Origin of the sequence: Enterobacter cloacae complex sp. P12RS (genome assembly GCF_014895875.1) — a bacterium.
Lineage (GTDB): Bacteria > Pseudomonadota > Gammaproteobacteria > Enterobacterales > Enterobacteriaceae > Enterobacter > Enterobacter bugandensis.
In genome coordinates, this window is the sequence record NZ_JADBQO010000014.1 from 35,669 (window position 1) to 61,619 (window position 25,951).

Sequence of the window (25,951 nt, forward strand, 5' to 3'; positions counted from 1 at the left end):
GTTACCCGGCGTACTGCATAGTGGCCCACCACTCGGCATCGGCTTCAATTTCGCCCTGCGCGTTGACGTGGGGGTAAGGCAATTTTTTCTGCTTCGCAACGCGTGCCAGCACCGGATAGCCACCTTCAAACAGCAGGCGCTGCTGTTCTTCTTCCGGCAGCATGCTGTTGCTGCGCTCGTACATCCCGGCGTTCTGACGCTGGCGCTGCGCTTCATACAGAATGAGCGCGGATGCCACGGAGACGTTAAGGGACTGGACCATGCCGATCATCGGAATGATGATGTCCCGATCCGCCAGATCCAGCGCTTCCTGGGAGATCCCGGTTTTCTCCTGACCCATCAAAATGCAGGTCGGGCGGGTATAGTCGATCTCGCGGAAATCCACGGCCTTATCGGACAGGTTTGTCGCCAGGATCTGCATCCCGCGTCCTTTCAGATGCGATACGGCATCGCCAATCGTCTGGTGAGATTTGACGGATACCCAGCTGTTACTGCCTGCCGCAGCAGAGACCATGGTTCGCATCCGGTGACCCGGCCAGACGGCGTGCACTTCATGCACGCCGACGGCATCTGCGGTACGGACGATGGCAGAGACGTTATGAGGTTTATGCACCTGCTCCATGCAGACCGTCAGGTCAGGCTGGCGTCTGGCAAGCATTTCGCAGATACGGGCATAACGTTGTGAATTCATAAAACCTAGTTTCGGTTTCGGGTGACTTTAATCACGTCCGGCATGACGCGGATCTTGCGCATAATGTTCGCCAGATGCACGCGGTCGCGAGCGGTCAGACGGATAAAGGCGCTATAGACGCGGCCGTCTTTTTCTTCCGTATTCAGGCTCTGAATGTTGGATGAGGCCGTGTTGATGGCTGCCGTCAGGTTCGCCAGGGCACCCTGGTGGTTAAACATATCCACCTTAATTTCGGTGATAAATTCCTGCGCCGTCTCTTTATCCCACTCGACCGCCATAAACTTCTCGGCTTCTTTCTGGTAGCCGCGAATGTTACGACAGGATTCATGGTGGATAACCAGCCCTTTGCCCGGACTGACGTGCGCAATAATCGGGTCGCCAGGGATTGGACGGCAACATTTTGCGAAGGTGATCAGCACCCCGTCCGCGCCTTTGATCGGCAGATGAGCATGGCCGGATGCGCCTGGAGCAGATGGCGTCGCTTCGCCCTGCTGCAGGTTTTTCGCTACCACGACGCTCATCGCGTTACCCAGACCAATTTCCGCCAGCAGATCGTCCAGAGACGTGAGCTTCATACGGTCGAGTTCACGCTGAATATGCTCCGGTGGGATCTCAGCCAGCTTGCGGCTGCCGCCCAACGCGTGGTTGAGCAGGCGACGCCCCAGGCTGACGGAGTCATCGCGCTTGAGGTTTTTCAACAACTGACGAATTTTGGCGCGCGCTTTGGAACTCACGACAAAGTTCAGCCAGGCCGCGTTCGGACGTGCGCCCGGCGCGGTAATAATTTCGACCGTCTGGCCACTGGAGAGCGGCTGAGACAGCGGGTAAGGCTGTCTGTCGACGCGCGCGCCCACGCAGGCGTGCCCGATATCTGTATGCACGGCGTAGGCGAAGTCGACCGGCGTTGCGCCCGCAGGCAGTTCGACAATGCGACCTTCTGGGGTGAAAACGTAAATCTCATCCGGGAAGAGATCGGATTTAACGCTCTCGATAAATTCGAACGAGCTACCCGCACTCTGCTGAAGCTCCAGCAGGCTCTGCATCCAGCGCTGGGCGCGGATTTGCGCGGTGGTGCTGCTTTCGCCACCGTGCTCTTTGTAAGCCCAGTGTGCGGCTACACCCATCTCTGCCATCTGGTCCATGTCTTCGGTGCGGATCTGCACTTCAACAGGCACGCCGTGCGGACCGATCATCGAGGTATGCAAAGATTGATAGCCGTTCGCTTTCGGAATGGCGATGTAATCTTTCATGCGCCCCGGGCGCGGTTTATAGAGGCTGTGCATCTGCCCCAGCACGCGGTAGCAGGTGTCAGAGTCGTGGACGATTACGCGGAACGCGTAGATATCCATGATCGAGTGAAAACGCTGCTCTTTGAGCACCATTTTGCAGTAGATGGAGTAAAGATGTTTTTCGCGACCGCTGACGCGGCACGGGATTCCCGCTTCCTGCAAACGCCCTTCAATTTCAGAGAGGATCTTTTGAATCATCTCTTTACGGTTACCGCGTGCGGCTTTCACCACCTCTTTAATCACGCGATAGCGGTTCGGGTACAACGCTTCAAAGCCCAGCTCTTCCAGCTCGGTTTTGATGTGGTGGATACCTAAACGGTGCGCCAGCGGACTGTAAATTTCGAGGGTTTCACGGGCAATGCGGCGACGTTTATCCGGGCGAAGTGAGCCCAGCGTGCGCATGTTGTGGGTACGGTCAGCGAGTTTGATGAGAATGACGCGGATATCCTGCACCATCGCCATAATCATCTTGCGGAAGTTTTCGGCTTGCGCCTCTTTCTTGTCGCGGAATTTCAGCTTATCAAGCTTAGAGACCCCTTCCACCAGCTCGGCAACGCTTTTGCCAAACAGCTGTTCCATATCCTGGTAGGTGGCAGGGGTATCTTCGATCACGTCGTGCAGCAGGGCGGCCATCAGCGTTTCGTAGTCGAGTTTCATCTCGGCCAGAATACAGGCTACCGCAACCGGGTGCGTGATGTAGGGTTCACCGCTTGAACGTGTCTGGCCCTCGTGAGCGTCACGTGCAACGAGATACGCCTGCTGAAGACGCTTAATCTGGTCTTCAGGCAGGTAGATTTGAATCAGTTGATTCAGGCTTTCAAACAGATACAAGGGCGACCCGCAGGTTTAATTAACGACGACCTTCAGCAATGGCGGTTACGGCCTGCAGTTCTGCGGCTTCCTGCTCTTGCTGCTCCTGGCGCTCACGCACGTCGAGGATCTGGTTGTTGATCAGACCTTCTTCGATTTCGCGAAGTGCAATAACGGTGGTTTTATCGTTTTCTTCCGGTACCAGCGGATCTTTACCGCCTACCTGCATCTGACGAGCGCGACGCGCGGCGACCAGCACCAGGTCAAAACGGTTACCAATTTTCTCTACAGCGTCCTGAACAGTTACGCGTGCCATACTTAAAATGCTCCACAGGTGAAGAAATGACTGGGCATGATACTGAAAGTGGGTTCAGTCTGCCAACAGTTTGGTGATTAATGCGTCATGTCGCTGCTTCTGGCGGCTCATACGCAGTCGTTCTGCGCGAAGAATGGTTTTGAGATCGCTCAGCGCGGCATCAAAATCATCATTCACAATAAGGTAATCATATTCCGCGTAATGGCTCATTTCTGCAACTGCCTGTTCCATACGCTTTGCGATGACTTCTTCACTGTCCTGACCGCGGCCACGCAGGCGGCGATCCAGCTCATCCTTCGACGGCGGTAAAATAAAGATACTGCGCGAGTCAGGCATTTTCTTGCGAATTTGCTGTGCGCCCTGCCAGTCGATGTCGAGGAACACATTCACGCCCGTCGCCAGAACCTGCTCAATGGTTTCACGCGAGGTGCCGTAGTAGTTACCAAACACTTCTGCGTGTTCAAGAAACGCATCTCTGCCGATCATCGCTCTGAACTCGTCGTGATCCACAAAGAAATAGTGTTCACCGTGCACTTCACCCGGACGCGGCGCTCGCGTGGTGTGAGAAACAGAAACCTGTGTGTCGTACAACGGTTGGGTTTTTAACAGTGCCTGAATAAGGCTGGATTTACCCGCGCCGCTAGGGGCAGAAACAATATAAAGCGTGCCTTGAGCCATGAGAGTCTTTTGTATGTGTTAACGAAGAAGTCCTACATACGGGCTTATTATACACGTCGCCGCTGTGTGACGTAGCCTTTGTCACACTTTTTCCCCTGGATTATTGAATTTTGCGTACCGTTTTCAGGTTTTATCTGCGGTTTGCAGCAATAAAAATTAACGCTGGATAGCGCCTCGCAACGTGAAAGGTTGCTATTAGCGTCGTTTCTCACGTCAGGTTATACCTCCTGCATTGCAAAGGAGAGATAGCGATGTGGCGGTGGATAAGCGGGTTAATGCTGTTGTGGTGTGGTTACGGGGCGGCGGTGTGCCCGGTGTGGTCACAGGCAAAAGCCGAAAAAGAGATTGCGTCATTAAGTGCACAAATCAAACGCTGGGATGAGGCTTACTGGAAGCTGGGGGTGAGCGAGGTCAGTGACGAAGTGTATGACCAGCTCAACGGCCGTTTAACCCAGTGGCAGCGCTGTTTCGGCAACGATTTTGCTGAGAGCGCCCTACCTGCGCTGGAGGGAAACGTAAAACATCCTGTTGCCCATACGGGGGTACGTAAAGCAGCCAGCAAAGAAGCGCTGGGTCACTGGATGCACGGCCGGAAAAATCTCTGGATGCAGCCAAAAGTCGATGGCGTGGCGGTGACGCTGGTGTATCGCAACGGAAAGCTAGCGCGGGCCATCAGCCGTGGTAATGGGCTAAAAGGCGAGGACTGGACGGCCCGCGTGCGTTTGATCCCGTCCGTGCCCAAGGAGGTATCCGGCGCGCTTGCAAACAGCGTCTTACAGGGGGAGCTTTTCTGGCTACGCGAAAACCACGTCCAGCGGCAGATGGGCGGAATGAATGCTCGCGCAAAAGTGGCGGGCGCGATGATGCGACAAAAGGACAACGCGCTTCTGAGCCAGACAGGAATATTTATCTGGGCTTGGCCGGATGGACCGAAGGGAATGGAAAACAGGCTTTCTGAGCTGTCCAGCGCAGGCTTTTCCCTGACGGCGCGCTATACGTTGCCCGTACAAGCGGTTGATGCTGTTGAAAAACAGCGTTTGGCCTGGCAAAACACGGCATTGCCCTTTGCCACGGATGGCATAGTGGTTCGGTCTGCGGAGTCACCTACAGGGGAAAGTTGGCTGCCCGGCGAAGGCAACTGGATTATCGCGTGGAAATATTCGCCTGCGGCACAGGTCGCAGAGGTCAGGAATATTCTTTTTTCCGTGGGGCGCACGGGCAAAATTTCTGTCGTGGCGGCACTTGAGCCTGTGCAGTTGGACGATAAACGGGTGCAGCGAGTGAGTCTCGGTTCGGTTGGACGCTGGCAGAGGCTGGATATTGCCCCGGGCGATCAGATCCAGGTCAGCCTGGCAGGGCAGGGTATCCCCCGGTTTGATAAGGTGGTCTGGCGAGGGGCGGACAGACAAAAACCTGAGCCTCCGGCCTCGCGTTATCACTCCCTGAGTTGCTTTTATGCCTCGCCGGAGTGTATGGAACAGTTCTTTGCCCGGCTGACGTGGCTCAGTTCAAAGCAGGTATTCAACATTGAAGGATTAGGTGAGTCAGGCTGGCGCACACTCTGGCAGGCGCATCATTTTGAACATCTCTTTTCGTGGCTGCTATTAACGCAGGAGCAGCTGCAGTCGACGCCGGGATTCTCTGCCGCACGCGGGCTGGCGCTCTGGCATCGCTTTAATCAGGTGCATGAGCAGCCTTTTATCCGTTGGATTATGGCGCTGGGTGTTCCGCTGCCACAGGCCTCGCTGAAGGCGTTGGAAGATGTGTCGTGGCAAAAGATGAGTGAACGCAGTGAAAAGGCCTGGCAGGCCTTGCCGGGTACGGGTGCGGAGAAGGCGCGGCAAATCGTTGCCTGGCTGCACGCGCCAGAGATCGATGTGCTGGTCAGGTGGCTTGCTCAGCAGCACATCAATGGGTTCTGAGATCAGTGGGCGCTGTGCTTATAGTGAAACACGGGCAATCCGAGCTTCAGACGCAGCGCCAGCATGCGGGCCGTAAAGCCAAACAGCAGCGTGGAGATCACCACCACGTCGTGGTTTGAAACGTAATGCTGCAGGGCAATGTAGAGCACCGCTGCGGCGAAGGAGATGCCGGCATACAGCTCTTTTTGGAAGACCAGAGGAATGCGTTTGCAGAACATATCGCGCAGCACGCCGCCGAAAACGCCCGTCACCACGGCAGCAATGGTGGCGATAACCGGGCCTTCCCCCATATCGAGCGCGATTTGCGCGCCGATGATAGAAAAGACGATCAGCCCCAGTGCATCAAGCACCAGGAACAGGCGGCGCAGATGGGGCATAACGGGTGCCACGATGGTGGTTAATACGGCAGCCGTTGCGACGATAATCACATACTCAGGATGTTTCACCCAGCCGAGCGGGTAATGGCCAAGCAGGATATCGCGCACGGAACCGCCGCCCAGCGCGGTTGCAGTGGCAATAATGATCACACCGAAGGTGTCCATCCGGCGACGCCCGGCGGCGAGAGCGCCAGTCATGGCTTCGGCGGTGATACCAATAAGATAAAGAATGTGAAGCAGCATATACCCTCCGGTGTGAACGCGGAAAGGTTAGCGATTTGTGCGCAAGATCACGATTGAGATTTTCTAAGGCGATTGGGTTTCACCTATAAAATTTAATCAATACATGTTGAATATCTTTGATACTTGGCTGCTGAATTAGAAAAGAGGTGGAAATTCGGATTAGAAATAATAATGGATGGCGTCAGCCGACGCCATCCAAAAAGCGATTACTCAATATTCTGGATCTGCTCGCGCATCTGCTCAATCAGAACCTTGAGTTCAATCGCTGAGTTGGTCACCTCAGCGTTGATAGACTTAGACGCCAAAGTGTTCGACTCGCGGTTGAACTCCTGCATCATAAAGTCCAGGCGGCGGCCTACAGCTTCCTTCTTCTTCAGGATGTTATAGGTCTCTTTCACGTGCGCTTCCAGACGATCCAGCTCTTCGGCAACATCGATACGCTGCGCCATCAGCACCAGCTCTTGTTCCAGACGGGTGTTTTCCAGCTGAACTTCTGCTTCTTCCAGCTTGGCGACCAGACGCTCGCGCTGCCACTGCAGCACTTCCGGCATATGGGCGCGAACCTTCGCCACTTCAGCGCTGACGCCTTCAAGGCGCTGCTCAATCATCGCTTTCAGCGCCTGACCTTCGGTTTCGCGGGCAACGATAAAGTCATCCAGCGTGCCGTCGAGGGCTGCCAGAATTTCTGCGGCAATCGCGTCCAGATCCTGCTCGCCGGCGGCCATCACGCCAGGCCAGCGCAGAATATCAACGGGGTTGATTTCGCCTTCATCGCTCTGCATTTTGACCCAGTTCGCCGCATTCACGAGCTGTTTTGCCAGCTTCTCGTTGAGGATCAGTTCGCCCTGCGCGCTGGCATCGGGTTCAAAGCGCAGGTTGCATTCCACTTTCCCGCGGGTCAGACGCGTACGGATACGCTCGCGCACCACAGGTTCAAGGCTGCGGAACTGTTCCGGCATACGGAAATATGTTTCCAGATAGCGCTGGTTTACCGAACGCATTTCCCAGGTAGCGCTACCCCAGCTACCCTTGATTTCACGCCGGGCGTAGGCGGTCATACTGCGGATCATAGACATTCCCGTTTTTAAAGGAGAGATGGGGGGATTATAGCTTTCGGGGGCTTCTCAGGATAGGAATAAGCGTCCTTTATCCGTATAATGCGCAGCCACATTCGTTTCAAGCCGGAGAATCCATCATGCGTCCATCAGGTCGTAGCGCCAATCAGGTGCGTCCCGTCACCCTGACCCGTAACTATACAAAACACGCTGAAGGCTCCGTGCTGGTTGAGTTTGGTGACACCAAAGTGCTTTGCACCGCGTCCATCGAAGAAGGTGTTCCGCGCTTTCTGAAAGGTCAGGGCCAGGGCTGGATCACCGCCGAGTATGGCATGCTGCCGCGCGCGACCCATACCCGTAACGCCCGTGAAGCGGCAAAGGGTAAGCAGGGTGGACGTACCATGGAAATCCAGCGCCTGATCGCACGTGCGCTGCGCGCCGCCGTTGATCTGAAAATCCTCGGTGAATTCACTATTACCCTGGACTGCGACGTGATTCAGGCAGATGGCGGCACGCGTACCGCGTCCATTACCGGTGCCTGTGTGGCGCTGGCCGATGCCCTGAACAAGCTGGTTGCAGCCGGTAAGCTGAAAACCAACCCTATGAAAGGGATGGTCGCGGCGGTTTCCGTGGGGATCGTTAACGGTGAAGCGCTTTGCGATCTGGAATATGTTGAAGATTCTGCCGCCGAGACCGACATGAACGTGGTGATGACCGAAGATGGTCGCATCATTGAGGTGCAGGGGACGGCGGAAGGTGAGCCGTTCACCCATGAAGAACTTCTCTCCCTGCTGGCGTTGGCCCGAGGGGGAATCGAATCCATTGTAACGACGCAAAAAGCGGCGTTAGACAATTGATTTTAAAGGCGACCAATGAGTCGCCTTTTTTTTGCCTGTAAGACAGAAAAAACCAAAGGAGCGAATCCATGAAATCGTATCAGCGCCAGTTTATTGAGTTTGCGATTAATAAACAGGTACTTAAGTTTGGCGAATTTACGCTGAAATCCGGGCGTAAGAGCCCGTATTTCTTCAACGCCGGGCTGTTTAATACCGGGCGCGATCTGGCACTGTTAGGCCGCTTCTATGCCGAAGCGCTGGTGGATTCCGGGATTGATTTCGACCTGCTGTTTGGCCCTGCGTACAAGGGCATTCCGATTGCAACTACCACGGCGGTGGCGCTGGCGGAGCACCATGACCGTGATGTGCCGTACTGCTTTAACCGCAAAGAGGCCAAAACCCACGGTGAAGGCGGTAATCTTGTGGGCAGCGCGCTGCAGGGCCGCGTGATGCTGGTCGACGACGTGATTACCGCAGGCACCGCGATCCGTGAATCTATGGAGATTATCCAGGCCAACGGTGCGACGCTGGCTGGCGTGCTGATTTCTCTTGATCGTCAGGAGCGTGGTCGCGGCGATATCTCTGCTATCCAGGAAGTAGAGCGTGATTACAGCTGCAAAGTGACCTCTATCATCACTCTGAAAGACCTGATTGCGTATCTGGAAGAGAAGCCAGAGATGGCGGATCACCTGGCGGCGGTGCGGGCGTATCGCGAAGAGTTTGGCGTGTAATTGAATTGCCCGGCGGCGCTACGCTTACCGGGCCTGCGGTGCTACTGCAGCTGCGCTGCCACTAACGGCCAGCGGGCGTCAAAATCGTCCGTTGGTCGGTATTTGAATTCGCTGCGCACAAAGCGGGAGAGCATGCCTTCACAAAACGCCAGAATCTGGCTTGCCAGCAATGTCTCATCCGTATTGTATCCTTCGCCTTCACGCATTTTCTTCTCGCGCAGCACCTGGCGCAGCTGCGCTTCAATACGCTCAAAAAGCTGATTGATGCGGCCCTGCAGCCTGTCCTGCTCAAACATCAGCGCGTGGCCGGTCAGGATACGGGTTAAACCCGGATTGCGCTCCCCAAAGCCCAGAATTAACAGCACAATCAGACGAAGACGCGCGGTGGTATCTTTTTCATCTTTCAGAATCAGGTTAATGCGCGTGATCAGACTGTCTTCAATAAACTCGATCAGGCTGTCGAACATTTTTGTTTTGCTGGGGAAATGACGATACAGCGCCGCCTCAGACACGCCCACAGAGGCGGCCAGTTTGGCGGTGGTGATGCGTTGACTGCCATCGCTGGATTCAAGCATCAGAGCCAGAGATTGAAGTATTTCTTCGCGACGATTCCTTTTCGCGGTTTGTTTTTCTGCCATGTTACAAAATACCCCTGAAAATAAGCACTTGCCAGGCTGGCATCCACACAGCGACCGCAAACTGACGTTTGCGGTTTGTTATTGCGTTATGGCGCTGCGAGATACGTGTGTCGGGCGGTTATTTGCGCCCGGAATGGCCGAAGCCGCCTTCGCCACGGTCGGTGGCATCAAAGTCTGCCACCAGTTTAAATTCTGCCTGTACCACCGGTACAAAAACCATCTGCGCGATACGCTCGCCAGGTTCAATGGTGAAGCTGTCCTGACCACGGTTCCAGACGGACACCATCAGCTGACCCTGGTAGTCGGAGTCGATCAGGCCGACCAGGTTACCCAGCACTACGCCGTGCTTATGGCCCAGACCCGAGCGCGGCAGGATGACTGCCGCCAGAGACGGGTCTGCAATGTGGATCGCCAGGCCAGTCGGGATCAGGGTAGTGGCACCGGGAGCCAGTTCTACGGCGTCATCGAGACAGGCGCGCAGGTCAAGTCCGGCAGAGCCGGAGGTGGCATAGGTTGGCAGCGGGAATTGCTCGCCAACACGCGGGTCCAGAATCTTAACGTCGATTTTTTTCATCATAACGGGTAACGATCTCGTCCAGTAATTGTTGGCCCAGGAGTTCCTTGCGCTCAAGCGGTAAGATTTTATCTCCATCCTGCCAGAAAAGGTGCAGTGCGTTGCTGTCGCTATTAAATCCTTGCGTGGCCAGCGATACGTCGTTCGCGCAAATTAAATCGAGGTTTTTGCGGGTACGTTTTTGCCGGGCATATTCTTCCACATTATTCGTTTCTGCGGCAAATCCAACAACGTAAGGACGATGGCTTTTTAGTGCGGCGACACCGGCAACAATGTCCGGGTTTTTCACCATTTTCAGTGTTAATTCATCGCCTTGCTTTTTGATTTTAGACTCGGCGATGGTCTCGGCACGATAGTCTGCCACGGCCGCACAGCCGATAAAAATCTGCTGGCGTTGCGCATGAGCCTGCACGGCGGCTTCCATCTCCAGCGCGGTGGTAACATTAATACGCTGTACAAAAGGTGGCGTAGGTAACGAGACCGGGCCGCTGACCAGCGTGACGTTAGCGCCGCGTTTTGCCGCTGCGGCAGCAATCGCAAAGCCCATTTTACCGGAGCTGTAGTTGGTGATGTAACGCACCGGGTCCAGCGGCTCGCGCGTCGGGCCCGCGGTAATCATGATGTTGAGATGTTGCAGGTCGTTGACAGGTGAAAAATGGGCGGCGGCCATATCCACAATCGTCAACGGGTCGAGCATACGCCCCGGGCCAACGTCGCCGCAGGCCTGGCTACCGCTGTCCGGGCCCCAGACAAGCAGGCCGCGCGAAGCCAGCGTCTCCAGATTATGCTGGGTGGCGGCATTGCGGTACATCTGCTGGTTCATGGCGGGCACAACGGCGACGGGCGCAGGCGTCGCGAGGCAAATGGTCGAAACCAGATCGTTCGCCATACCAGCCGCCACGCGGGCAATTAAATCTGCCGTGGCAGGGGCAAGAATCACCAGATCGGCCCATTTCCCAAGCTCAATATGCCCCATCGCGGCTTCGGCGGCCGGATCGAGCAGGCTGTCAGATACCGGGTATCCTGAAACCGCCTGCAGGCTCAGAGGGGTGATAAAGGCTTTACCGCCTTCGGTTATCGCGACCCGCACGTCCGCCCCGCGCTCGCGCAGACGACGCACCAGCTCAGGCGCTTTATAGGCAGCAATGCCGCCGCTCACGCCAAGAACGATTTTTTTACCGGCCAGGCTCATCATGATTCTTTCCTGTTGGGTTTCACCAGAGAGCGGGCATTTTACCACAATCCCAAATAGGGGGGTGATGAAGTCCTTTATGCACTTTGCGAGGCGCTACGCAAGAACGAAACCTCAGCGTCGAGCCCCGGATTTGCCTGTGGCAGCATAATGGCAAACAGAAGGAGGCCGGGCATGGAAGAGACTGAACTGCTGCTACCGCGCGAAAAAATGCTGCGTCATGGCGTCGCGTTATTAAAAGACGAGGAGTTGCTGGCGCTCTTTTTACGTACAGGTACGAAGGGAAAAACGGTATTTACGCTGGCGAAAAATCTGATAGACCATTTTGGTTCACTACATGGTTTGCTGACAGCCGAACTGGAGGCGTTTACGCACGTAGAAGGCATTGGCGTCGCGAAGTATGCCCAGTTACGGGGTATTGCTGAACTTGCCCGGCGATTTTATAACGTACAGATGGAGGAGCAAGATCCGATCCTTACCCCTGACATGACCCGCGAATTTTTGCAAAGCCAGCTATCTGGCCTGGAGCGGGAGATCTTTATGGTGATCTTTCTCGACAACAGGAACCGGGTACTGAAGCACAGCCGCCTGTTTTCGGGTACACTGAGCCACGTTGAGGTACATCCGCGTGAAATTGTGCGTGAAGCGATAAAAGTGAATGCAGCGGGGGTGATCCTCGCGCATAATCACCCCTCTGGCTGTGCAGAACCGAGCAGAGCTGACAAAGAAATCACCGAACGCATTATCAAATGCTGTCAATTCATGGACATTCGTGTTCTGGACCATCTGATAATTGGCCGCGGCGAGTACATTTCTTTTGCAGAACATGGCTGGATTTAGGCTATTTCTCGCGATCCATCGGGATCTTTGTCTGTTCGGGACTTGAGCACACCGCCGAGTCAGCGTATACTACGCCACCTTTGAGAATCTCGGGTTTGGCATTTGGGCCTGGCAATCGAGAGTTCACTTAGAACTACGCGATGACCGGGCTGTAAAGCCTGACGAGGCGCCGATACCCCATACGAAGCTCGAGCTAATTTGATTTTTGGAGAATAGACATGTCCCGAGTCTGCCAAGTTACTGGCAAGCGTCCGGTGACCGGTAACAACCGTTCCCACGCACTGAACGCGACTAAACGCCGTTTCCTGCCGAACCTGCACTCTCACCGTTTCTGGGTTGAGAGCGAGAAGCGTTTTGTCACCCTGCGTGTATCTGCTAAAGGTATGCGTGTAATCGATAAGAAAGGCATCGATACAGTTCTGTCTGAACTGCGTGCCCGTGGCGAAAAGTACTAAGTACTTAAAGAGGAAATAAATCATGGCTAAAGGTATTCGCGAGAAAATCAAGCTGGTTTCTTCTGCTGGTACAGGTCACTTCTACACCACCACGAAGAACAAACGTACTAAGCCGGAAAAACTGGAACTGAAAAAATTCGATCCAGTTGTACGCCAGCACGTACTGTACAAAGAAGCTAAAATCAAATAATTTTAGCCTCCTTGTATTGAAAAACCCCGCAACTGCGGGGTTTTTTGCATTCTGCATCTCAACGGAGGAACCATGCCTGAATTACCTGAGGTAGAGACCAGCCGTCGCGGCATTGAGCCCCATCTGGTCGGCGCGACTATTCTTCATGCCGTCGTTCGCAATGGACGACTGCGCTGGCCGGTGTCCGATGAGATCCACGCGTTAAGCGACAAACCCGTCCTTAGCGTGCAGCGCCGCGCGAAATACCTGCTGCTGGAGCTGCCTGACGGCTGGATCATTATCCATCTTGGAATGTCCGGGAGCCTGCGCATCTTGACCGAAGAATTGCCTGCGGAAAAACACGATCACGTCGACCTGGTAATGAGCAACGGCAAAGTGCTCCGCTACACCGATCCGCGGCGCTTTGGCGCGTGGCTGTGGACGAAGGAGCTGGAAGGACACAACGTGCTGGCGCATCTGGGCCCTGAGCCGCTTTCAGACGCGTTTAATGCGGACTACCTGAAAGAGAAGTGCGCGAAGAAAAAGACCCCGATCAAGCCCTGGCTGATGGATAACAAGCTGGTGGTCGGCGTGGGGAATATTTACGCCAGTGAATCGCTGTTTGCGGCCGGGATCCATCCCGATCGGCTGGCCTCGTCGCTGTCCGCGCAGGAGTGTGAGCTGCTGGTTCGGGTCATTAAAGCAGTGCTGCTGCGCTCGATTGAGCAAGGCGGGACCACCCTGAAGGATTTTCTGCAAAGCGACGGTAAACCAGGCTATTTTGCCCAAGAGCTGCAGGTGTATGGCCGTAAGGGCGAGCCATGCAGGGCATGCGGGACGCCGATTATTGCCACGAAGCACGCCCAGCGCGCCACGTTCTACTGCCGCCAGTGTCAGAAATAGAACTACTTTAGCTTTTCCATCAGCGCCTGGTGGACGTTATCCGGCAGGAAATGGGTAACGTCCCCGTGATGGCGCGCCACCTCTTTTACCAGCGTGGACGAGATAAACGACCACTCTTTTGACGGCATCAGGAATACGCTTTCCAGCTCCGGCATCAGGTGGCGGTTCATGTGCGCCAGCTGCATCTCATACTCGAAGTCTGCCACCGCGCGCAGGCCACGAATCAGAATATTGGCCTGCTGGGCGCGGGCGAAGTTCGCCATCAGATCGCTGAACCCGACAACTTCAACATTCGGCAGGTGCGAAATGGCGTCGGTGGCAAGTTGCACGCGCTCGTTGAGATCAAACATCGGCTTTTTGCTGGGGCTGGCGGCAATCGCCAGGATCACCTTGTCGAACATGCACGCTGCACGGGTAATGATGTCAAGATGACCGTTAGTGATCGGATCGAAGGTACCCGGATAAATCGCTTTTGTGCTCATGGCTCACGTTTTCTCTGAGTAGCCGCGGCAGAGCGCCCACAGCTCGGTGTATTTGTTGAAAGTATACTGGGCATTCACTACCGCCAGTAACCAGCCCTGCTTACCATCCAGCACGCCGCCGCGCAGCAGCAGCGTTTTCAGAAACGCGCCCAGCGTGTGGGTGAAGATTCCTGTCAGCAAGGCCTTCTTGCCGCGCTGGTGGCGTTCCTGCGCCCATGCGGTGGCATAGTTGAGCTGCTTTTGCTGGAAGCTGGCGAAATCACGGCAGGTCAGATGCAGCAAATCACCCGTCAGGGGGATGACCTGGGCGCCGTCGCAGGCCAGTGACTCATGGACAAGATTGTCGTTGTACTGAAAGCGCCCGCGCTCGTAGAGTCGTATTACGCGATCCGGATACCAGCCGCTGTGGCGCATGAAGCGGCCAAGGAAGTAGTTGCGACGCGCGATGCTGTATACAGCGCCAGGCTGGGGTGAGGAAAGCACCGCCTGAATGGCCTGCTGGAGTTCTGGGGTGACGCGCTCGTCGGTGTCGATCATCAGCACATAATCGCCCGTGGCGTGACCCTGCGCGCGCTGGCGCTGAATGCCGTAGCCCTGCCAGTCGGTATCGGTAAAGACTTTTGCGCCCGCAGCCCGGGCGATGTCCACCGTGTTGTCCGTGCTTCCGGAGTCGAGGATAACAATTTCGTCAGCCCAGGCGACGGAGGCCAGGCAGTCCGGAAGCAGGTCGGCGGCGTTTTTGGCGATCATGACGACCGACAGACGCGTAGACATTAGTGGCTCCGCTGAGGCAGATAAGGTTGCAGAAGCTGCAGCAGACGGGTGAGTGCGCCCTGGTTCTGGTGCAGCACTTCGACGGCGTGGCGACCGTACCACAGGCGGTAATCTTCATCCGTCAGAAGGGTCGATACTTCTTTGACGACCGAGTCCGCATCGGTCACGGTAATTAAACCATCGGCCTGCTGCAATTTAGCGCAGATATCTTTGAAGTTAAACGTGTGTGGACCCATCAACACAGGAATGGCGTGGGCTGCCGGCTCGAGCGGGTTATGGCCTCCGCGCTCCACCAGGCTGCCGCCAACAAAGGCGAGGTCAGCAATGCCGTAGAGCAGCATCAGTTCGCCCATCGTATCGCCAATCACCACCTGGGTACTGCCGGAAGGGATCTCTCCGCTGCTGCGCAGGGTGAAGCTGAAGCCGCCTTTCTGCACCATTTCGCGGGCATCTTTAAAACGTTCGGGGTGACGAGGCACCAGAATCAGCAGTAGGTCCGGGAAGGTTTCCAGCAGCTTACGGTGCGCCTGCAGGATAATCGCCTCTTCGCCCTCATGAGTACTGGTCGCTATCCAGACTTGGCGACGCGGAGCCCACTGGCGGCGCAGCGTGATGGCGCGGGCGGCCAGTTCAGGGGTAACGGAAATATCGAATTTCAGGCTGCCGGTCACGGCAAGCTGGTTGCGCTTCAGGCCCAGGGAGATAAAGCGCGCCGCGTCTTCTTCGTTCTGCGCGGCAATCAGCGTGATTTTGCTCAGCAGGCGGCGCATAAATTTGCCCAGCTTGCCGTAGCCTTTCGCCGAGCGCTCTGAAAGGCGCGCGTTGGCAATCACCAGCGGAATTTTACGGGCATGCAGAGCGGAAATCATGTTCGGCCACAGCTCGGTTTCCATCACGATCACCAGCTTCGGGCGAACGGTATTCAGGAAACGATTCATAGCGCAGGGCAGATCGTAAGGGAGGTAGACGTGATGAACATCTTTGCCAAACGCGGATAACGCGCGCTCTGAGCCGGTTGGCGTCATGGTGGTGACGGTAATCGGCAGAGACGGGTAGCGGTGGCGCAGAGCGCGAACCAGCGGGATCGCCGCCAGCGTTTCACCGACAGAAACGGAATGCAGCAAAATACCGTCCGGGGCGACTTTATTGCGGCAAAAGCCATAGCGTTCAGCCCAGCGTTTACGATACGCAGGCGCTTTACGGCTACGAAGCAACAGTCTCAGCCACACCAGTGGCTGAATGATATAGAGCAGGGCGGTATACAACAATTCCAAGCGATTATCCGTCTTTTTAGTTTCGGCGGGCAAATTCTAAGCATTTAAGCCAGGTAAAGCTATCTCTTATGCCAGATACCGTTTTAAACGGAAGTAGCGTCGGCCCAGGCGCCAGCGCAAACGCGGGCTTTTGGCACTTTTCCAGATAAGCTTCCAGATCCCGGTGTCGAAGAACTCTTTGATAATCATTGTTTTCTTTGTCTCATCCTTCATGTTGTCGAAGGTATGAATGATCCCCAGCCCCTCTTTGGCGATTTGCCAGTGGCAGGCGGGGATATTTTTCACTTTATCCGGGTAACGCTGGTTAATGGCATCAAGCATCTGCAGGATTTTCATGTAGTGGCGCGCGGAGCGGATCAGCGTGTCGTCATTATCCGGCGTATGCGATACCGAGGCAGAGTGAATGTAGTAGTCATAAAAGCGTTCACTGGTGTACTGAACGCGCTCTGCGGTAAGCAGCACCTCGGTGGTCCACGGGATATCCTGATGGCGCAGCCCGGGTTCGAAATGGAAACTGTGTTTACGAATAAAATCGTGGCGATAGATATTAAGCCAGGTCACGTGCAGGAACTTACGTGAATCCAGCGCCATCTTTAACCATGCCGGGCCCGTCATAACGCCCGTTGAGGCGAGTTTATCCTCGGGGAAGATAGGTCGAGACGGTTTCTTATCATTTTCCCAGACGTAGTTGCCGTTGCAGGTGGCGACATCCAGATCCTGCGTGACGGCCATATCCAGCAGACGCTGGTACATGCCAGGTTTGAAGACGTCATCAATATCCGGGAAAGAGAGATACTGACCGGTTGCAACGGCCAGGCCGGTATTCCGCGCAATGGAAACGCCCTGGTTTTGCTGTTCAATCACCTGCATCTGCGGCAGTTTTTCACGCCAGCGTTCGACGATCTGCATCGAGCGGTCAGTCGAGCCATCATTGACAATAATGACTTCCATGCTGTCGATGCGTTGATTCACAAGGCAGGTAAAGAACTGATCCAGAAAAGCTTCGCCGTTATAAACGGCAACCACCACGCTTAACAATGGCGCTGAATTTTGCATAAGAAACCTGATTATTTTTGATTGTCGACCAAAGCAATGTACTGCTGGCAAATGGCATTGATACCGAACGACGCAATCGTTGCATCGCCAACGACCGGCGGGGCGGTATAAATATCTACCAGGGTTTTTGCCAGTAACGCGTCATTTAGCTCTGCCAGCCCGCGCGCTAAGGCGCCGGTGAGGATTTCTGCGGGGCCACCCGGACAATTGGTACTGACCGGTGGCGTCTGGCAGATAATGGATTCCACCAGCACATTACCAAAACCTTCGCAGTCAGAACTTAACACTAAGAGGCGTGCCCCTTTAATCCAGGGGTAGGGATTGGAGTCGAAGGGACGGAAAACCGTCTTGTCTTCAATACCCAGGTCGCGGGCAAGCTGTTTGAGCTTTTGAATTTTGGCTTCGGAACCATTGCCCATCATGACAAGCGTAGTGTCGAGCTGACTCTGTGCGAACGCGCGTAAAAGACGGTCGTGACGTTTGTGTTCATGGAAGCGGCCGACATGGATGATGTAATCCTTCCCTTGCATCTCGAAGGGGGCATCCGCCAGACGCTGAATTTCAGGGATATCAAAAGGATTGTGGATAACCGCTTTACGCCGGAGTTTCAGAGCCAGGGTCTCGGAAAGGTCTTTCAGCACGGCGCCTGAGACGGCGACAACGTTTCGGTTTTCGTAGGTATGACGAATTTTAAGATGCTTAAACCAGCGCGAAAGCCCGCTGCGATGGCGAAGATAGGAGAAAGAGAACATGCCATGCACGCAGAACCAGACTTTTTCACGCTCCAGCGCGCGGCAGTGCGCCACAATGCGGTCAGTTTTGTGCAGATGAGAGAACACAACGTCAAATTTTCCGCTGCGCTCAGCCCGCTCAATCGCCTGATCCAGCAGGCGGGCTCGGCGTGGGATCTCCGTCAGCTTGCGCCACGGTTTTTTGCAGGTATCCTGAACCACCTGATAATCAATGCCTTCCGGGATGGCGTAATCACACACTTTCCGCAGAGAGAAAAGGGAGACCTGATGCCCCATTTCCGTTAATCCGCTGGAAAGTGTAAGAACTGTTTTTTCAGCTCCCCCACCGGGTAAACCATCAATAATCATTAGGATGCGCATTTTTAATCCAGTAATTTTTGATAAAGCGAAATAAGCTGACTTGACAGTTTTTCGGGGGTGGCGTCTTTTACCCGTTCACGTGCCGCTTGCCCCATCGTGTTATTTTTTCCCAGAGAAGGAGTGGCTGCAATTGCCTCCTTCAATGTGTTGATATCCAGGGCGTCACAATAAAATCCGTTCTGGCCTTGCTGAATAAATTCAGCGCCTCCGCAACTCTCTGAAGTAATGACGGGCAAGCCGCAGGCCATCGCTTCAAGAATGACGTTTGGAAAGGGATCATACAGCGTTGGCAACAGTAAACCATCGGATAGCTGATAAAAAGGCAGCGTTTCTTTCTGCATTCCCAGGAAACGGATTTGCCCTTCGCAGCCCAATGAACGGGCGAGGTCACGATAACGATGTTCTGCTTTATCCTGTCCAACCACAATCAGCCAGGCTGAAGTTCCTGCGATAGCGCGTATGGCGCTGGCCAATCCTTTTCGTTCAAATCCCGATCCTACAAAACAGAACACCACGGCATCGGCTGGCAAACCAAATTGCTGACGCAGCGCGGCACGCTGTGCTTCCTGGGCTGGAACGAAGCGGCTGGAATCAATTGAATTATAAATCACATGGATCTTTTTTGCGTCAATATCAAAGTCTTCGACGATTTCGCGTTTGATCATCTCCGCATTACAGATAACCGCTTTCAGCTCTGGCGCCTGGTACATTTCACGCTCGGCGTGCATCACGTAGCGGTGATAGCGGTCGACCATCAGCATTTTCGCGCGCCAGGCGGGCAGGATGCGCGCACGCTGTAGCAGCCAGCGGCGATGAACGCCATCGCCAGCGCGGTAGATATCACAGCCCGGAATCCGCTCGTGGCTTTGCACAATATCAAACTGCTGTTGCTGCCACAGCGCGCGGGCAGCATGGGCAAACCCGCGTTCGCGGCTAATTCGGCCCCATTTGCGCGGGTCGCAAATATGGATATGCCAGTCGTCCTGTCTCTCGCCCTGCCATTCACGCGTAATGACGTTGAGTTCAAGATTCTGATTGCTCAGCGCGGTGAGCGCACGTGAAACGAAGCGCTCCGCTCCGCCATCAGGGCGATACTTTTGGCGAACAATCGCCAGACGATGGTGTTTCATGACAAATATCTCCTTGCAGCGGAGACGACAGCATCAACAGGAATGGCGTCGAGATAGCGTTCTTTCGTTTTGGTATCAATAGCGTCGGGATCGGGAAGGGGACCGTAGTCGCCAGCCCAGATGACTTCACCGTTGACTTGCCATGGAGACCAAAACGTCAGTTTGGAAGGGCCAAACAGCGCCACGCAGGGCGTCTGCAGCGCGGCGGCCATATGCATCGGAACGGAGTCAACGCCAATAAAAAGACACGCGTGGTCGATGAGTGAGGCCAGCTGGCGCAACGTTAGCTGTCCCGCCAGCGAGACGACCCCCGTTTTCGGTGAGGCGGCGAGTATGCGATCTATCATCGCCAGCTCTTTTTTATCCGGCCCGGCCGTGAGTACAACGGTATGCCCATCCTGCTGCAGCGCGGTGATGGTTTGCGCCATTTTGCTTTCATCCCAGCATTTGAAGAACCAGCGTGATGTCGGCTGAATGACGATGTAGTTATCGCCCACTCCTTTTTGCACCAGTTGCTGGTGGGCGTGGTGCCAGTCTTCTGCGCTGTAGGCCATGGCAACAACTGGCTCAGGCGCGACCTGTAATGGTGACAGAATGGAGAGATTTTGTTCGACGGTGTGCAGGGATTTGTGATTTGCAACAGAGACTAAATCGCTATGACAGAAACGCCAGAATGGATTGTTGCGTTTGTTAAAGGCGAATCCGAGGCGAACCGGCGCACCAGTGAAACGGGTGACGATAGCGCTACGCCACTGATCGGCAAGATTTATCACCAGATGATAATGTTGCTTTCGTAACGCGCAGAGTAACTGCCACTCCTTTTGAAGGTGCTTTAGCGTGCCCAGCTGCTTCCATTTACGATCGATTCCATAAATAGTGCCAATCGTCGGGTGCGCGGCGAGCATATCGCGCGTTTCTTCATACAACAGCACGTCAATTTGCGCTTGTGGCCATTTTTGACGTAATGAATCAATGACGGGGGTGGTCAATAACATATCGCCATGATGGCGGAGTTTGATCAGTAGAATGCGCAAATCAGGCGTGTCAGGTAAGTTATTCATCATCATCTTATCGGCGTTGTACGGTTGGCAATTCTAATAGACCTGGTAGCGACTTGCACTCTTTCTCCATAATCTCAGGAATTTCCCAGGAAGGGTTTACTCAGGCTTTGGAGAGTGCGTAACATAGCGCTAACTTCCCTGTCATGCGGACTCATTATGAAAAAACCAGCGTTTATCATCACGATTGATACTGAGGGCGATAATCTCTGGGAGAATCACCGCGTCATTAAAACGGAAAATGCGCGCTATCTGGCCCGGTTCCAGGCCCTCTGTGAGCGTTTTGGTTTTAAGCCCGTATGGCTGACAAACTATGAGATGGCAATCGAGCCCGTTTTCATTGAATTCGCCAGGGACGCGATCGCTCGCGGTCAGGGGGAGGTGGGTATGCACCTTCATGCATGGAATAGCCCACCTGAGCACGATCTCACGGGAGATGACTGGCGCTGGCAACCGTATCTGATTGAATTTTCAGACGAGGTGATGCGTGAGAAAGTGCTGTTCATGACCCGTCTGCTGGAAGAAACATTCCAGACCAAAATGCTGAGCCACCGCGCCGGGCGTTGGGCATTTGATAGCCGCTATGCAAAATTGCTCGTTGAACTGGGCTACCAGGTTGATTGCTCCGTGACGCCACGCGTGAACTGGCGCAATGCGAAAGGTGCTCCGCAGGGCAATGGCGGAACGGATTATCAGCATTTCCCCGACCACGCCTATTTTATGGATTTAGATACTATTTCCCAGGCGGGAAATAGCCCCTTACTCCAAGTGCCGATGAGCATTCAGTATAAACATCCGGCCTGGTTGAACACGATCAAACAGGGATACGATCGGCTTCGCGGGAAATACCGCTCTCCGTCCGTAAACTGGTTGCGACCGTCCGGCGGCAATGCGGCGCAGATGATTCAGGTCGCGCAGCAGTGCCTGTCGCGGGGACAGGATTATGTGGAGTTTATGCTTCACTCGTCTGAATTTATGCCAGGCGGAAGTCCGACCTTTAAAGATGAGGCGGCGATTGAAGGTTTATATCAGGATTTAGAAGCGCTTTTTAGCTGGCTATCCGATAAGACGGTGGGGATGACGCTGGCGGAGTTTTATCAATACAAGAAAAAATAATGCCCGGCTGGCGGGCATTATCTCTTATTGATGTTGTCTGGTTTGCGATAAAGGAGTACTCAATGCAAACAGAGTAACAAAGAATATTAGGGCTTCTGAGCTCAATAAAATGACGTCTGTCAGGCCATAGAGTAATAAAAGAAGCATCGTTGTCAGCAGCAGGCCATTTCGGTTTTTAAGCGCGTAAGCGATCATCGAAACGAAGAAAAAGAGTAATATCGCCAGACCCGGAAGCCCTTGCAGAGAGTATTTTTCGATAAATTCATTGTGTAGGTGTATTTTTAAATAGCCAAGTGCAGTGATTAGATTAGGATGTCCATCATTAATATAATGTTGCGTCCAGAAATACCTTTCTTCTAATGATTGCCCTAGTGGATGTGCAAGCCCGTTTTGAATACCTACATTCCACATGGTAAAACGAGAGCCAAGTGAGGTGCCGTCTACTCCGCTTTCATATTTCTCAAGCTCAGCCTGTACTTGCATAATCTTGGGTGAAATTAATGGTTTGTAACTAACGACAACTACACCTGCCACAATACATAAAAAAATCAGCGTTGATTTCAGATGAATTCTTCTGAAGTGGTAGAGCGTGAGTACAATCGCAAGGAGCAAATATAATCCCATTGCAGCACGCGTCCCCGTTAAAAGAATAACGAAGTAAGATATTAAGATGGTAAGACCCGCGACTATATACAGTTTTCTGTTTTTTTGAAGATAAAGGCTGTATACCAGCGCCAGTGACAGTACGGAGTAAACATAGGCAGACACGGTGGCGCGATTGATGGCCATCTCTATACGTGCCATACCCTGCGTCGCCTGCCATAAGCCATATCCCGTGGCGAGGACAAACCCTGTACTTGCCGCGTACAGGAAGTACTTCTGGAAAGCGCTTTTATCGACGTAAGTTTTAAACCGGTCAAGATAGAAAACGAGAATGCTCGCTAATATCAGTTTCTTACTGGCACCCAGATAATCGCTGTAAGCGTTTAAACCTTCGCTATGATATTCGTACACCATATACCAGACAAGATTGAGTAGCCCAATCAGCAATATGGGGAGCGCGATTGAAAAGGGGCGCAGGGTGATTTTTTTATATTCGCAAGCTAAGCCGATAATGCTGGCATAAACCGCAATATAGAAAAATTCGCGTTGTTTACCTGAGCTCAGCAGCGCCAGTGCAAACGAAATGAGGCTCAAAATCAGCGTCAGCTGATAGAGCCGCAGTTTTACTTTTTCCATAATGCCTCAATGACCCTTTTTTTGTAGCTGAAACGTACATCTCTGGAGAAGAAAAAAGAGAAAGAATAAAGTGCATTTACCCGCGCCTTAACCAGTTTGAGCTGCAGGTCGGTCAGATATTGTCGGTGATTACTGTAAATATCAAACCAGTGGCAATTAATAAGATGCTTAAATGATTGCGGGAATGTATTTTCCATCTGTAGCGTACATTCAATCAGCGTGGCGATTTTGCTGGCGTCAAGACGGCTCGACAAACTGTCGCTGCGTTTGATGTAATAGTAGTGTCCCTGACGCTGAAAGAAGATTTTACGCGATTGCATCAGCATACCGGGAAATACCGCGAAATCTTCATAGCAGACCATAGACGGGATCGGGTTGCTTGCATACAGCTTGCGGTGGATGAATTGCCCGATGAGATGCGCCTGAAAATCTTTGTGCTGTAGGAAACGCTTTATTGCATCATTTTGCGATAATGAGACGGGCGTGAATCCCTGCCAGGCGGAGGTGATTTTCCGCATATCGCGTATTTCCAGCAGGCGCGTCAGCAACATATCAGGACGCTCTGCTTTCAGGAAGGCGACGGCATCCCGGATGCTAACCGGCTTTAACAGATCGTCGCTATCAAGCATCGTGATGTAATCGCCTGACGCCAGCGAGACTGCGCTGTTTCGAACATGCCCTACGTTACGGTACTCAACGTATTGGCATTGCGCATGCGGAAGCTTTGGCAACCACGCCTCAATAATATCCTGTGTGGAATCGTTGGAACTGTCATTAATGATAATAACTTCTACATCATCGCCTGCATTCTCAATCGCGTTTTGCAGACTTTCCAGTGTGGCGTGAAGCGTGTTTTCGGCATTATGTGCGGCAATAATGATGCTGAGAAAAGCCATAGTAATTAGTTTCCCTGAGCATCAAAGGCAGATTTTGCTGTTGGTAGACCGCAAATGAAATGTTTGAGTTCGTTCAGCGATTCATCTGTTACCGCGAAGAGTTCTTCCCGGCCTTGCGAGAAATAATAACGAGTTTCAAAAACATACGAGCAAATATTGTCATCGTTGCCAATCAGCAACACGTTGCCAAGCGGGCGCTGCTCGTAGTGACAGCACGGACCGAACAGTAAGACGACCGGCACGCCAACCGCATCGGCGATGTAGACATTCCCCGAGTCGGAGGCGATATAACAATCCATTTTAGAAATTGCCCACGGAAGATCTTCAAGCGAGATCTTGCCAATCAGATTAATAAAGTTGGGCAGTTCACCGTAAGCGCGGGTGATGTCATCCATCCAGGACTGTTCATTCGGGGCGCCAAAGACATAAAACTCGCAGGGCAGGTCGGCGAGACGATCGGCAATTTGCTTCCAGATGACAGGCGGAACGGTTTTGGCTTTATTCCCGGCGGCTACGCTGATGCCAATGCGGATCACGCCGGGTTTATCAAGGATTGCCGGATAGGTCGCGGGTTTGAAAAGCGGCTTTGTGGCGTGCTTTGGTGAGTCTTGCCAGGTCAGAGAGCGATCGGCCAGCTTGAGATAGTTAGTGACTGTTAACGTTTTTCTACCGTGGTCAACCGTACCATCGGCCGTTGAATAGAAAATCCCGTGATACCACCTGCGCGTGTAAGTGCTTAAGAATTGCTTGTTTTTGGCGTTACAAACGGAGGCGAAAAAAAGATTCACGCTGTTAGGCTGCAGAAGGTAGACGTTGTCATAGCGGTTCATGATCCTGCAGGCGAAACAGAGCTTACGCCACAGGTTACGCTTATGCTGCTCAATAAAATAAATCTCTTCGACCGTCTCGTCGTGCTTCGCCAGCGCACCCACGCTGCGGCTGATGAGCACGTCGCTTTTTTGCAGCCAGGCCAGAAGAGGCGTTGCATTAACAAAATCACCGATTTTGGCTGTCTGAATGACCAGGTTTTTCCCTGTCTCTTTGCGCAACAGCTTCCGGATAAGCTTCACCGGAAAGAGTAAAATCAGCAGAAATACGTAACTCATGGGTTAAATATCCCTGTTGGAAAGCCAACGGCTGCCCTGTAAAAATGAAAAAATCGCATCTGCGCTGATATCCTTCGTTTGCTGAGTCGGGCTGACCATCTGATGCTGGTTTTTGCCATAGCCCCCGATCAGGCCGGGATCGGTCGGGCCAAAAAGGGTGATATTTGGGCGATCCAGCGCCGCGGTTAAATGGCTTAAACCCGTATCCACGGAAACAACGGCGTTAGCGCCTGCCAGCTCTGCGGCAACCTGCGCCAGCGTGAGTTTGGGTAACACCTCGACGTGGGAAAAGCCTGCTGCCAGACGCGCCGCACGCTGCCGCTCATGCTCAGCGCCCCACGGGAGTTTAATATGGATACCGGAGGGTTGCATTAGTTCAATCAGCCTTCGCCAGTGTGTTTCCGGCCAGTGCTTATCGTCGCGCGTTGTGGCATGCAGAAAGACAAGATAAGGCTGAGCACAGGGATCTGTATTGCGCAAAAAGTGCTGCGCAATGGCGTAGTCGCCCTGCGCTTCCGGTTTCGCATAGCCGAGGCTTTTCGCAAATAGCTCGCGGGTGCGTTCTACGGCGTGCTGCTGCTTTGCGATGTGGTGGCGGCGGTTATAGAACAGACTCGCCAGCGGTTCGCGGGCGGTGTGCCAGTCCATGCCGTGCTTTACGCCGTGCGCCAGACGCGTGACCAGCGCCGCGCTTTTCACCAGCCCCTGCGCGTCGATAATCGCGTCGTAACGCTGCGCCTGCACCGTTTCACGGAAGGCTTTACGCTCGGCTTTAATCGGCGCGGAGAACCACGCTTTGCGCCAGCGGCGAATCGCGACCGGGATCACGCGGTCAACCGCTTCATGCCAGGTGGGGATCTGCGCGAAGCCTTCTTCTACCACCCAGTCAAAACGGATGCCAGGGATGGCCCGCATCGCGTCCGTCAGAGACGGTAGCGTATGCAGAACATCACCCATTGAGGAGGTTTTAACGATCAATACCCGCATCC

At 53.8% G+C, this 25,951-nt stretch carries 28 protein-coding genes; 8 read left to right on the forward strand and 20 right to left on the reverse strand.

The annotated features are described in order from the left end of the window. Nucleotide 1: 1 nt before the first annotated feature. The 4 genes from trmH to gmk are packed head-to-tail and all read right to left on the reverse strand — an operon-like array spanning nt 2 to nt 3,784. A complete protein-coding gene (gene trmH / locus IM284_RS10290; protein ID WP_028015010.1) occupies nt 2-691 on the reverse strand; it encodes a tRNA (guanosine(18)-2'-O)-methyltransferase TrmH in 690 nt (229 codons plus the stop codon). A gap of 5 nt (nt 692-696) precedes the next feature. Then, nucleotides 697-2,811 carry a bifunctional GTP diphosphokinase/guanosine-3',5'-bis pyrophosphate 3'-pyrophosphohydrolase gene (gene spoT, locus IM284_RS10295; protein ID WP_045630233.1) on the reverse strand — a complete coding sequence of 705 codons (2,115 nt, stop codon included), beginning with the start codon at nt 2,809-2,811 and terminating at the stop codon, nt 697-699. A 19-nt stretch (nt 2,812-2,830) separates the two neighbouring features. Next, entirely contained in the window at nt 2,831-3,106 is a 276-nt protein-coding gene (rpoZ, locus tag IM284_RS10300) for a DNA-directed RNA polymerase subunit omega (RefSeq protein ID WP_000135058.1), read from the reverse strand. Nucleotides 3,107-3,160: 54 nt separating this feature from the next. Continuing rightward, complete coding sequence (gmk, locus tag IM284_RS10305; protein WP_010426438.1) at nt 3,161-3,784, reverse strand: guanylate kinase; 624 nt, start codon at nt 3,782-3,784, stop codon at nt 3,161-3,163. Nucleotides 3,785-4,035: 251 nt separating this feature from the next. Here gmk and ligB point away from each other — a divergent pair, with 251 nt between their 5' ends. Further along, nucleotides 4,036-5,706 carry an NAD-dependent DNA ligase LigB gene (gene ligB, locus IM284_RS10310; RefSeq protein WP_047366907.1) on the forward strand — a complete coding sequence of 557 codons (1,671 nt, stop codon included), beginning with the start codon at nt 4,036-4,038 and terminating at the stop codon, nt 5,704-5,706. 2 nt (nt 5,707-5,708) lie between these two features. Here ligB and IM284_RS10315 read toward each other — a convergent pair whose 3' ends face one another. Continuing rightward, on the reverse strand, nt 5,709-6,326 hold the full coding sequence (locus tag IM284_RS10315; RefSeq protein WP_023334014.1) for a trimeric intracellular cation channel family protein: 618 nt from the start codon (nt 6,324-6,326) through the stop codon (nt 5,709-5,711). Between the two features lie 206 nt (nt 6,327-6,532). Continuing rightward, nucleotides 6,533-7,396 carry a YicC/YloC family endoribonuclease gene (locus IM284_RS10320; protein ID WP_028015013.1) on the reverse strand — a complete coding sequence of 288 codons (864 nt, stop codon included), beginning with the start codon at nt 7,394-7,396 and terminating at the stop codon, nt 6,533-6,535. A gap of 125 nt (nt 7,397-7,521) precedes the next feature. On the opposite strand from IM284_RS10320, the gene rph reads away from it, so the two are divergent. Continuing rightward, complete coding sequence (rph, locus tag IM284_RS10325; RefSeq protein WP_047366908.1) at nt 7,522-8,238, forward strand: ribonuclease PH; 717 nt, start codon at nt 7,522-7,524, stop codon at nt 8,236-8,238. Between the two features lie 68 nt (nt 8,239-8,306). Continuing rightward, on the forward strand, nt 8,307-8,948 hold the full coding sequence (pyrE, locus tag IM284_RS10330; RefSeq protein WP_041911672.1) for an orotate phosphoribosyltransferase: 642 nt from the start codon (nt 8,307-8,309) through the stop codon (nt 8,946-8,948). Between the two features lie 41 nt (nt 8,949-8,989). On the opposite strand, the gene slmA is transcribed toward pyrE, so the two are convergent. The 3 genes from slmA to coaBC form a co-directional block, all read right to left on the reverse strand. Continuing rightward, nucleotides 8,990-9,586 carry a nucleoid occlusion factor SlmA gene (gene slmA / locus IM284_RS10335; protein ID WP_028015015.1) on the reverse strand — a complete coding sequence of 199 codons (597 nt, stop codon included), beginning with the start codon at nt 9,584-9,586 and terminating at the stop codon, nt 8,990-8,992. Nucleotides 9,587-9,704: 118 nt separating this feature from the next. Beyond that, on the reverse strand, nt 9,705-10,163 hold the full coding sequence (gene dut / locus IM284_RS10340) for a dUTP diphosphatase (RefSeq protein ID WP_047366909.1): 459 nt from the start codon (nt 10,161-10,163) through the stop codon (nt 9,705-9,707). Beyond that, nucleotides 10,141-11,352, reverse strand: coding sequence for a bifunctional phosphopantothenoylcysteine decarboxylase/phosphopantothenate--cysteine ligase CoaBC (coaBC, locus tag IM284_RS10345; protein WP_120247330.1), 1,212 nt, complete (start codon nt 11,350-11,352; stop codon nt 10,141-10,143). Before coaBC ends, dut begins: the two co-directional genes overlap by 23 nt. A gap of 174 nt (nt 11,353-11,526) precedes the next feature. Between coaBC and radC the strand changes: the two genes are divergently transcribed. From radC to mutM, 4 genes are all read left to right on the forward strand, one after another. After that, the gene (gene radC / locus IM284_RS10350) at nt 11,527-12,192 is read left to right on the forward strand and encodes a DNA repair protein RadC (RefSeq protein WP_028015017.1); all 666 of its coding nucleotides are present in this window, start codon (nt 11,527-11,529) and stop codon (nt 12,190-12,192) included. Nucleotides 12,193-12,410: 218 nt separating this feature from the next. Then, nucleotides 12,411-12,647 (forward strand): 50S ribosomal protein L28, encoded by a 237-nt coding sequence (gene rpmB, locus IM284_RS10355; protein ID WP_002436699.1) that lies wholly within the window; start codon nt 12,411-12,413, stop codon nt 12,645-12,647. Between the two features lie 22 nt (nt 12,648-12,669). After that, entirely contained in the window at nt 12,670-12,837 is a 168-nt protein-coding gene (gene rpmG / locus IM284_RS10360; RefSeq protein WP_003024094.1) for a 50S ribosomal protein L33, read from the forward strand. 72 nt (nt 12,838-12,909) lie between these two features. Continuing rightward, nucleotides 12,910-13,719 carry a bifunctional DNA-formamidopyrimidine glycosylase/DNA-(apurinic or apyrimidinic site) lyase gene (mutM, locus tag IM284_RS10365; RefSeq protein ID WP_028015018.1) on the forward strand — a complete coding sequence of 270 codons (810 nt, stop codon included), beginning with the start codon at nt 12,910-12,912 and terminating at the stop codon, nt 13,717-13,719. Nucleotides 13,720-13,721: 2 nt separating this feature from the next. Here mutM and coaD read toward each other — a convergent pair whose 3' ends face one another. From coaD to rfaQ, 7 genes are all read right to left on the reverse strand, one after another. After that, the gene (gene coaD / locus IM284_RS10370; RefSeq protein ID WP_025758454.1) at nt 13,722-14,201 is read right to left on the reverse strand and encodes a pantetheine-phosphate adenylyltransferase; all 480 of its coding nucleotides are present in this window, start codon (nt 14,199-14,201) and stop codon (nt 13,722-13,724) included. Between the two features lie 3 nt (nt 14,202-14,204). Further along, complete coding sequence (locus IM284_RS10375) at nt 14,205-14,975, reverse strand: glycosyltransferase family 2 protein (protein WP_047366911.1); 771 nt, start codon at nt 14,973-14,975, stop codon at nt 14,205-14,207. Next, nucleotides 14,975-16,249 carry a lipid IV(A) 3-deoxy-D-manno-octulosonic acid transferase gene (gene waaA / locus IM284_RS10380; protein WP_028015020.1) on the reverse strand — a complete coding sequence of 425 codons (1,275 nt, stop codon included), beginning with the start codon at nt 16,247-16,249 and terminating at the stop codon, nt 14,975-14,977. The genes IM284_RS10375 and waaA overlap by 1 nt, the downstream gene beginning before the upstream one ends. A 66-nt stretch (nt 16,250-16,315) precedes the next feature. Next, complete coding sequence (locus IM284_RS10385; RefSeq protein WP_047366912.1) at nt 16,316-17,305, reverse strand: glycosyltransferase; 990 nt, start codon at nt 17,303-17,305, stop codon at nt 16,316-16,318. 11 nt (nt 17,306-17,316) lie between these two features. Further along, the gene (locus IM284_RS10390; protein WP_047366913.1) at nt 17,317-18,417 is read right to left on the reverse strand and encodes a glycosyltransferase; all 1,101 of its coding nucleotides are present in this window, start codon (nt 18,415-18,417) and stop codon (nt 17,317-17,319) included. Between the two features lie 2 nt (nt 18,418-18,419). Beyond that, nucleotides 18,420-19,547, reverse strand: a complete 1,128-nt coding sequence (locus IM284_RS10395; protein ID WP_041911666.1) for a glycosyltransferase family 4 protein — start codon at nt 19,545-19,547, stop codon at nt 18,420-18,422. Beyond that, on the reverse strand, nt 19,544-20,614 hold the full coding sequence (gene rfaQ / locus IM284_RS10400) for a putative lipopolysaccharide heptosyltransferase III (protein ID WP_047366914.1): 1,071 nt from the start codon (nt 20,612-20,614) through the stop codon (nt 19,544-19,546). The genes IM284_RS10395 and rfaQ overlap by 4 nt, the downstream gene beginning before the upstream one ends. Before the next feature lie 150 nt (nt 20,615-20,764). On the opposite strand from rfaQ, the gene IM284_RS10405 reads away from it, so the two are divergent. Beyond that, entirely contained in the window at nt 20,765-21,721 is a 957-nt protein-coding gene (locus IM284_RS10405; RefSeq protein ID WP_047366915.1) for a polysaccharide deacetylase family protein, read from the forward strand. A 24-nt stretch (nt 21,722-21,745) separates the two neighbouring features. Here IM284_RS10405 and IM284_RS10410 read toward each other — a convergent pair whose 3' ends face one another. From IM284_RS10410 to rfaC, 4 genes are read right to left on the reverse strand one after another with little or no spacing between them, the layout of a single operon-like run. Next, nucleotides 21,746-22,960 carry an O-antigen ligase gene (locus IM284_RS10410; protein ID WP_047366916.1) on the reverse strand — a complete coding sequence of 405 codons (1,215 nt, stop codon included), beginning with the start codon at nt 22,958-22,960 and terminating at the stop codon, nt 21,746-21,748. Further along, nucleotides 22,948-23,856 carry a glycosyltransferase family 2 protein gene (locus tag IM284_RS10415; protein ID WP_047366917.1) on the reverse strand — a complete coding sequence of 303 codons (909 nt, stop codon included), beginning with the start codon at nt 23,854-23,856 and terminating at the stop codon, nt 22,948-22,950. Before IM284_RS10415 ends, IM284_RS10410 begins: the two co-directional genes overlap by 13 nt. A gap of 5 nt (nt 23,857-23,861) precedes the next feature. After that, nucleotides 23,862-24,962, reverse strand: coding sequence for a glycosyltransferase family 9 protein (locus IM284_RS10420; protein ID WP_047366918.1), 1,101 nt, complete (start codon nt 24,960-24,962; stop codon nt 23,862-23,864). Between the two features lie 3 nt (nt 24,963-24,965). After that, entirely contained in the window at nt 24,966-25,949 is a 984-nt protein-coding gene (gene rfaC, locus IM284_RS10425) for a lipopolysaccharide heptosyltransferase RfaC (protein ID WP_047366919.1), read from the reverse strand. Nucleotides 25,950-25,951 lie beyond the last annotated feature (2 nt).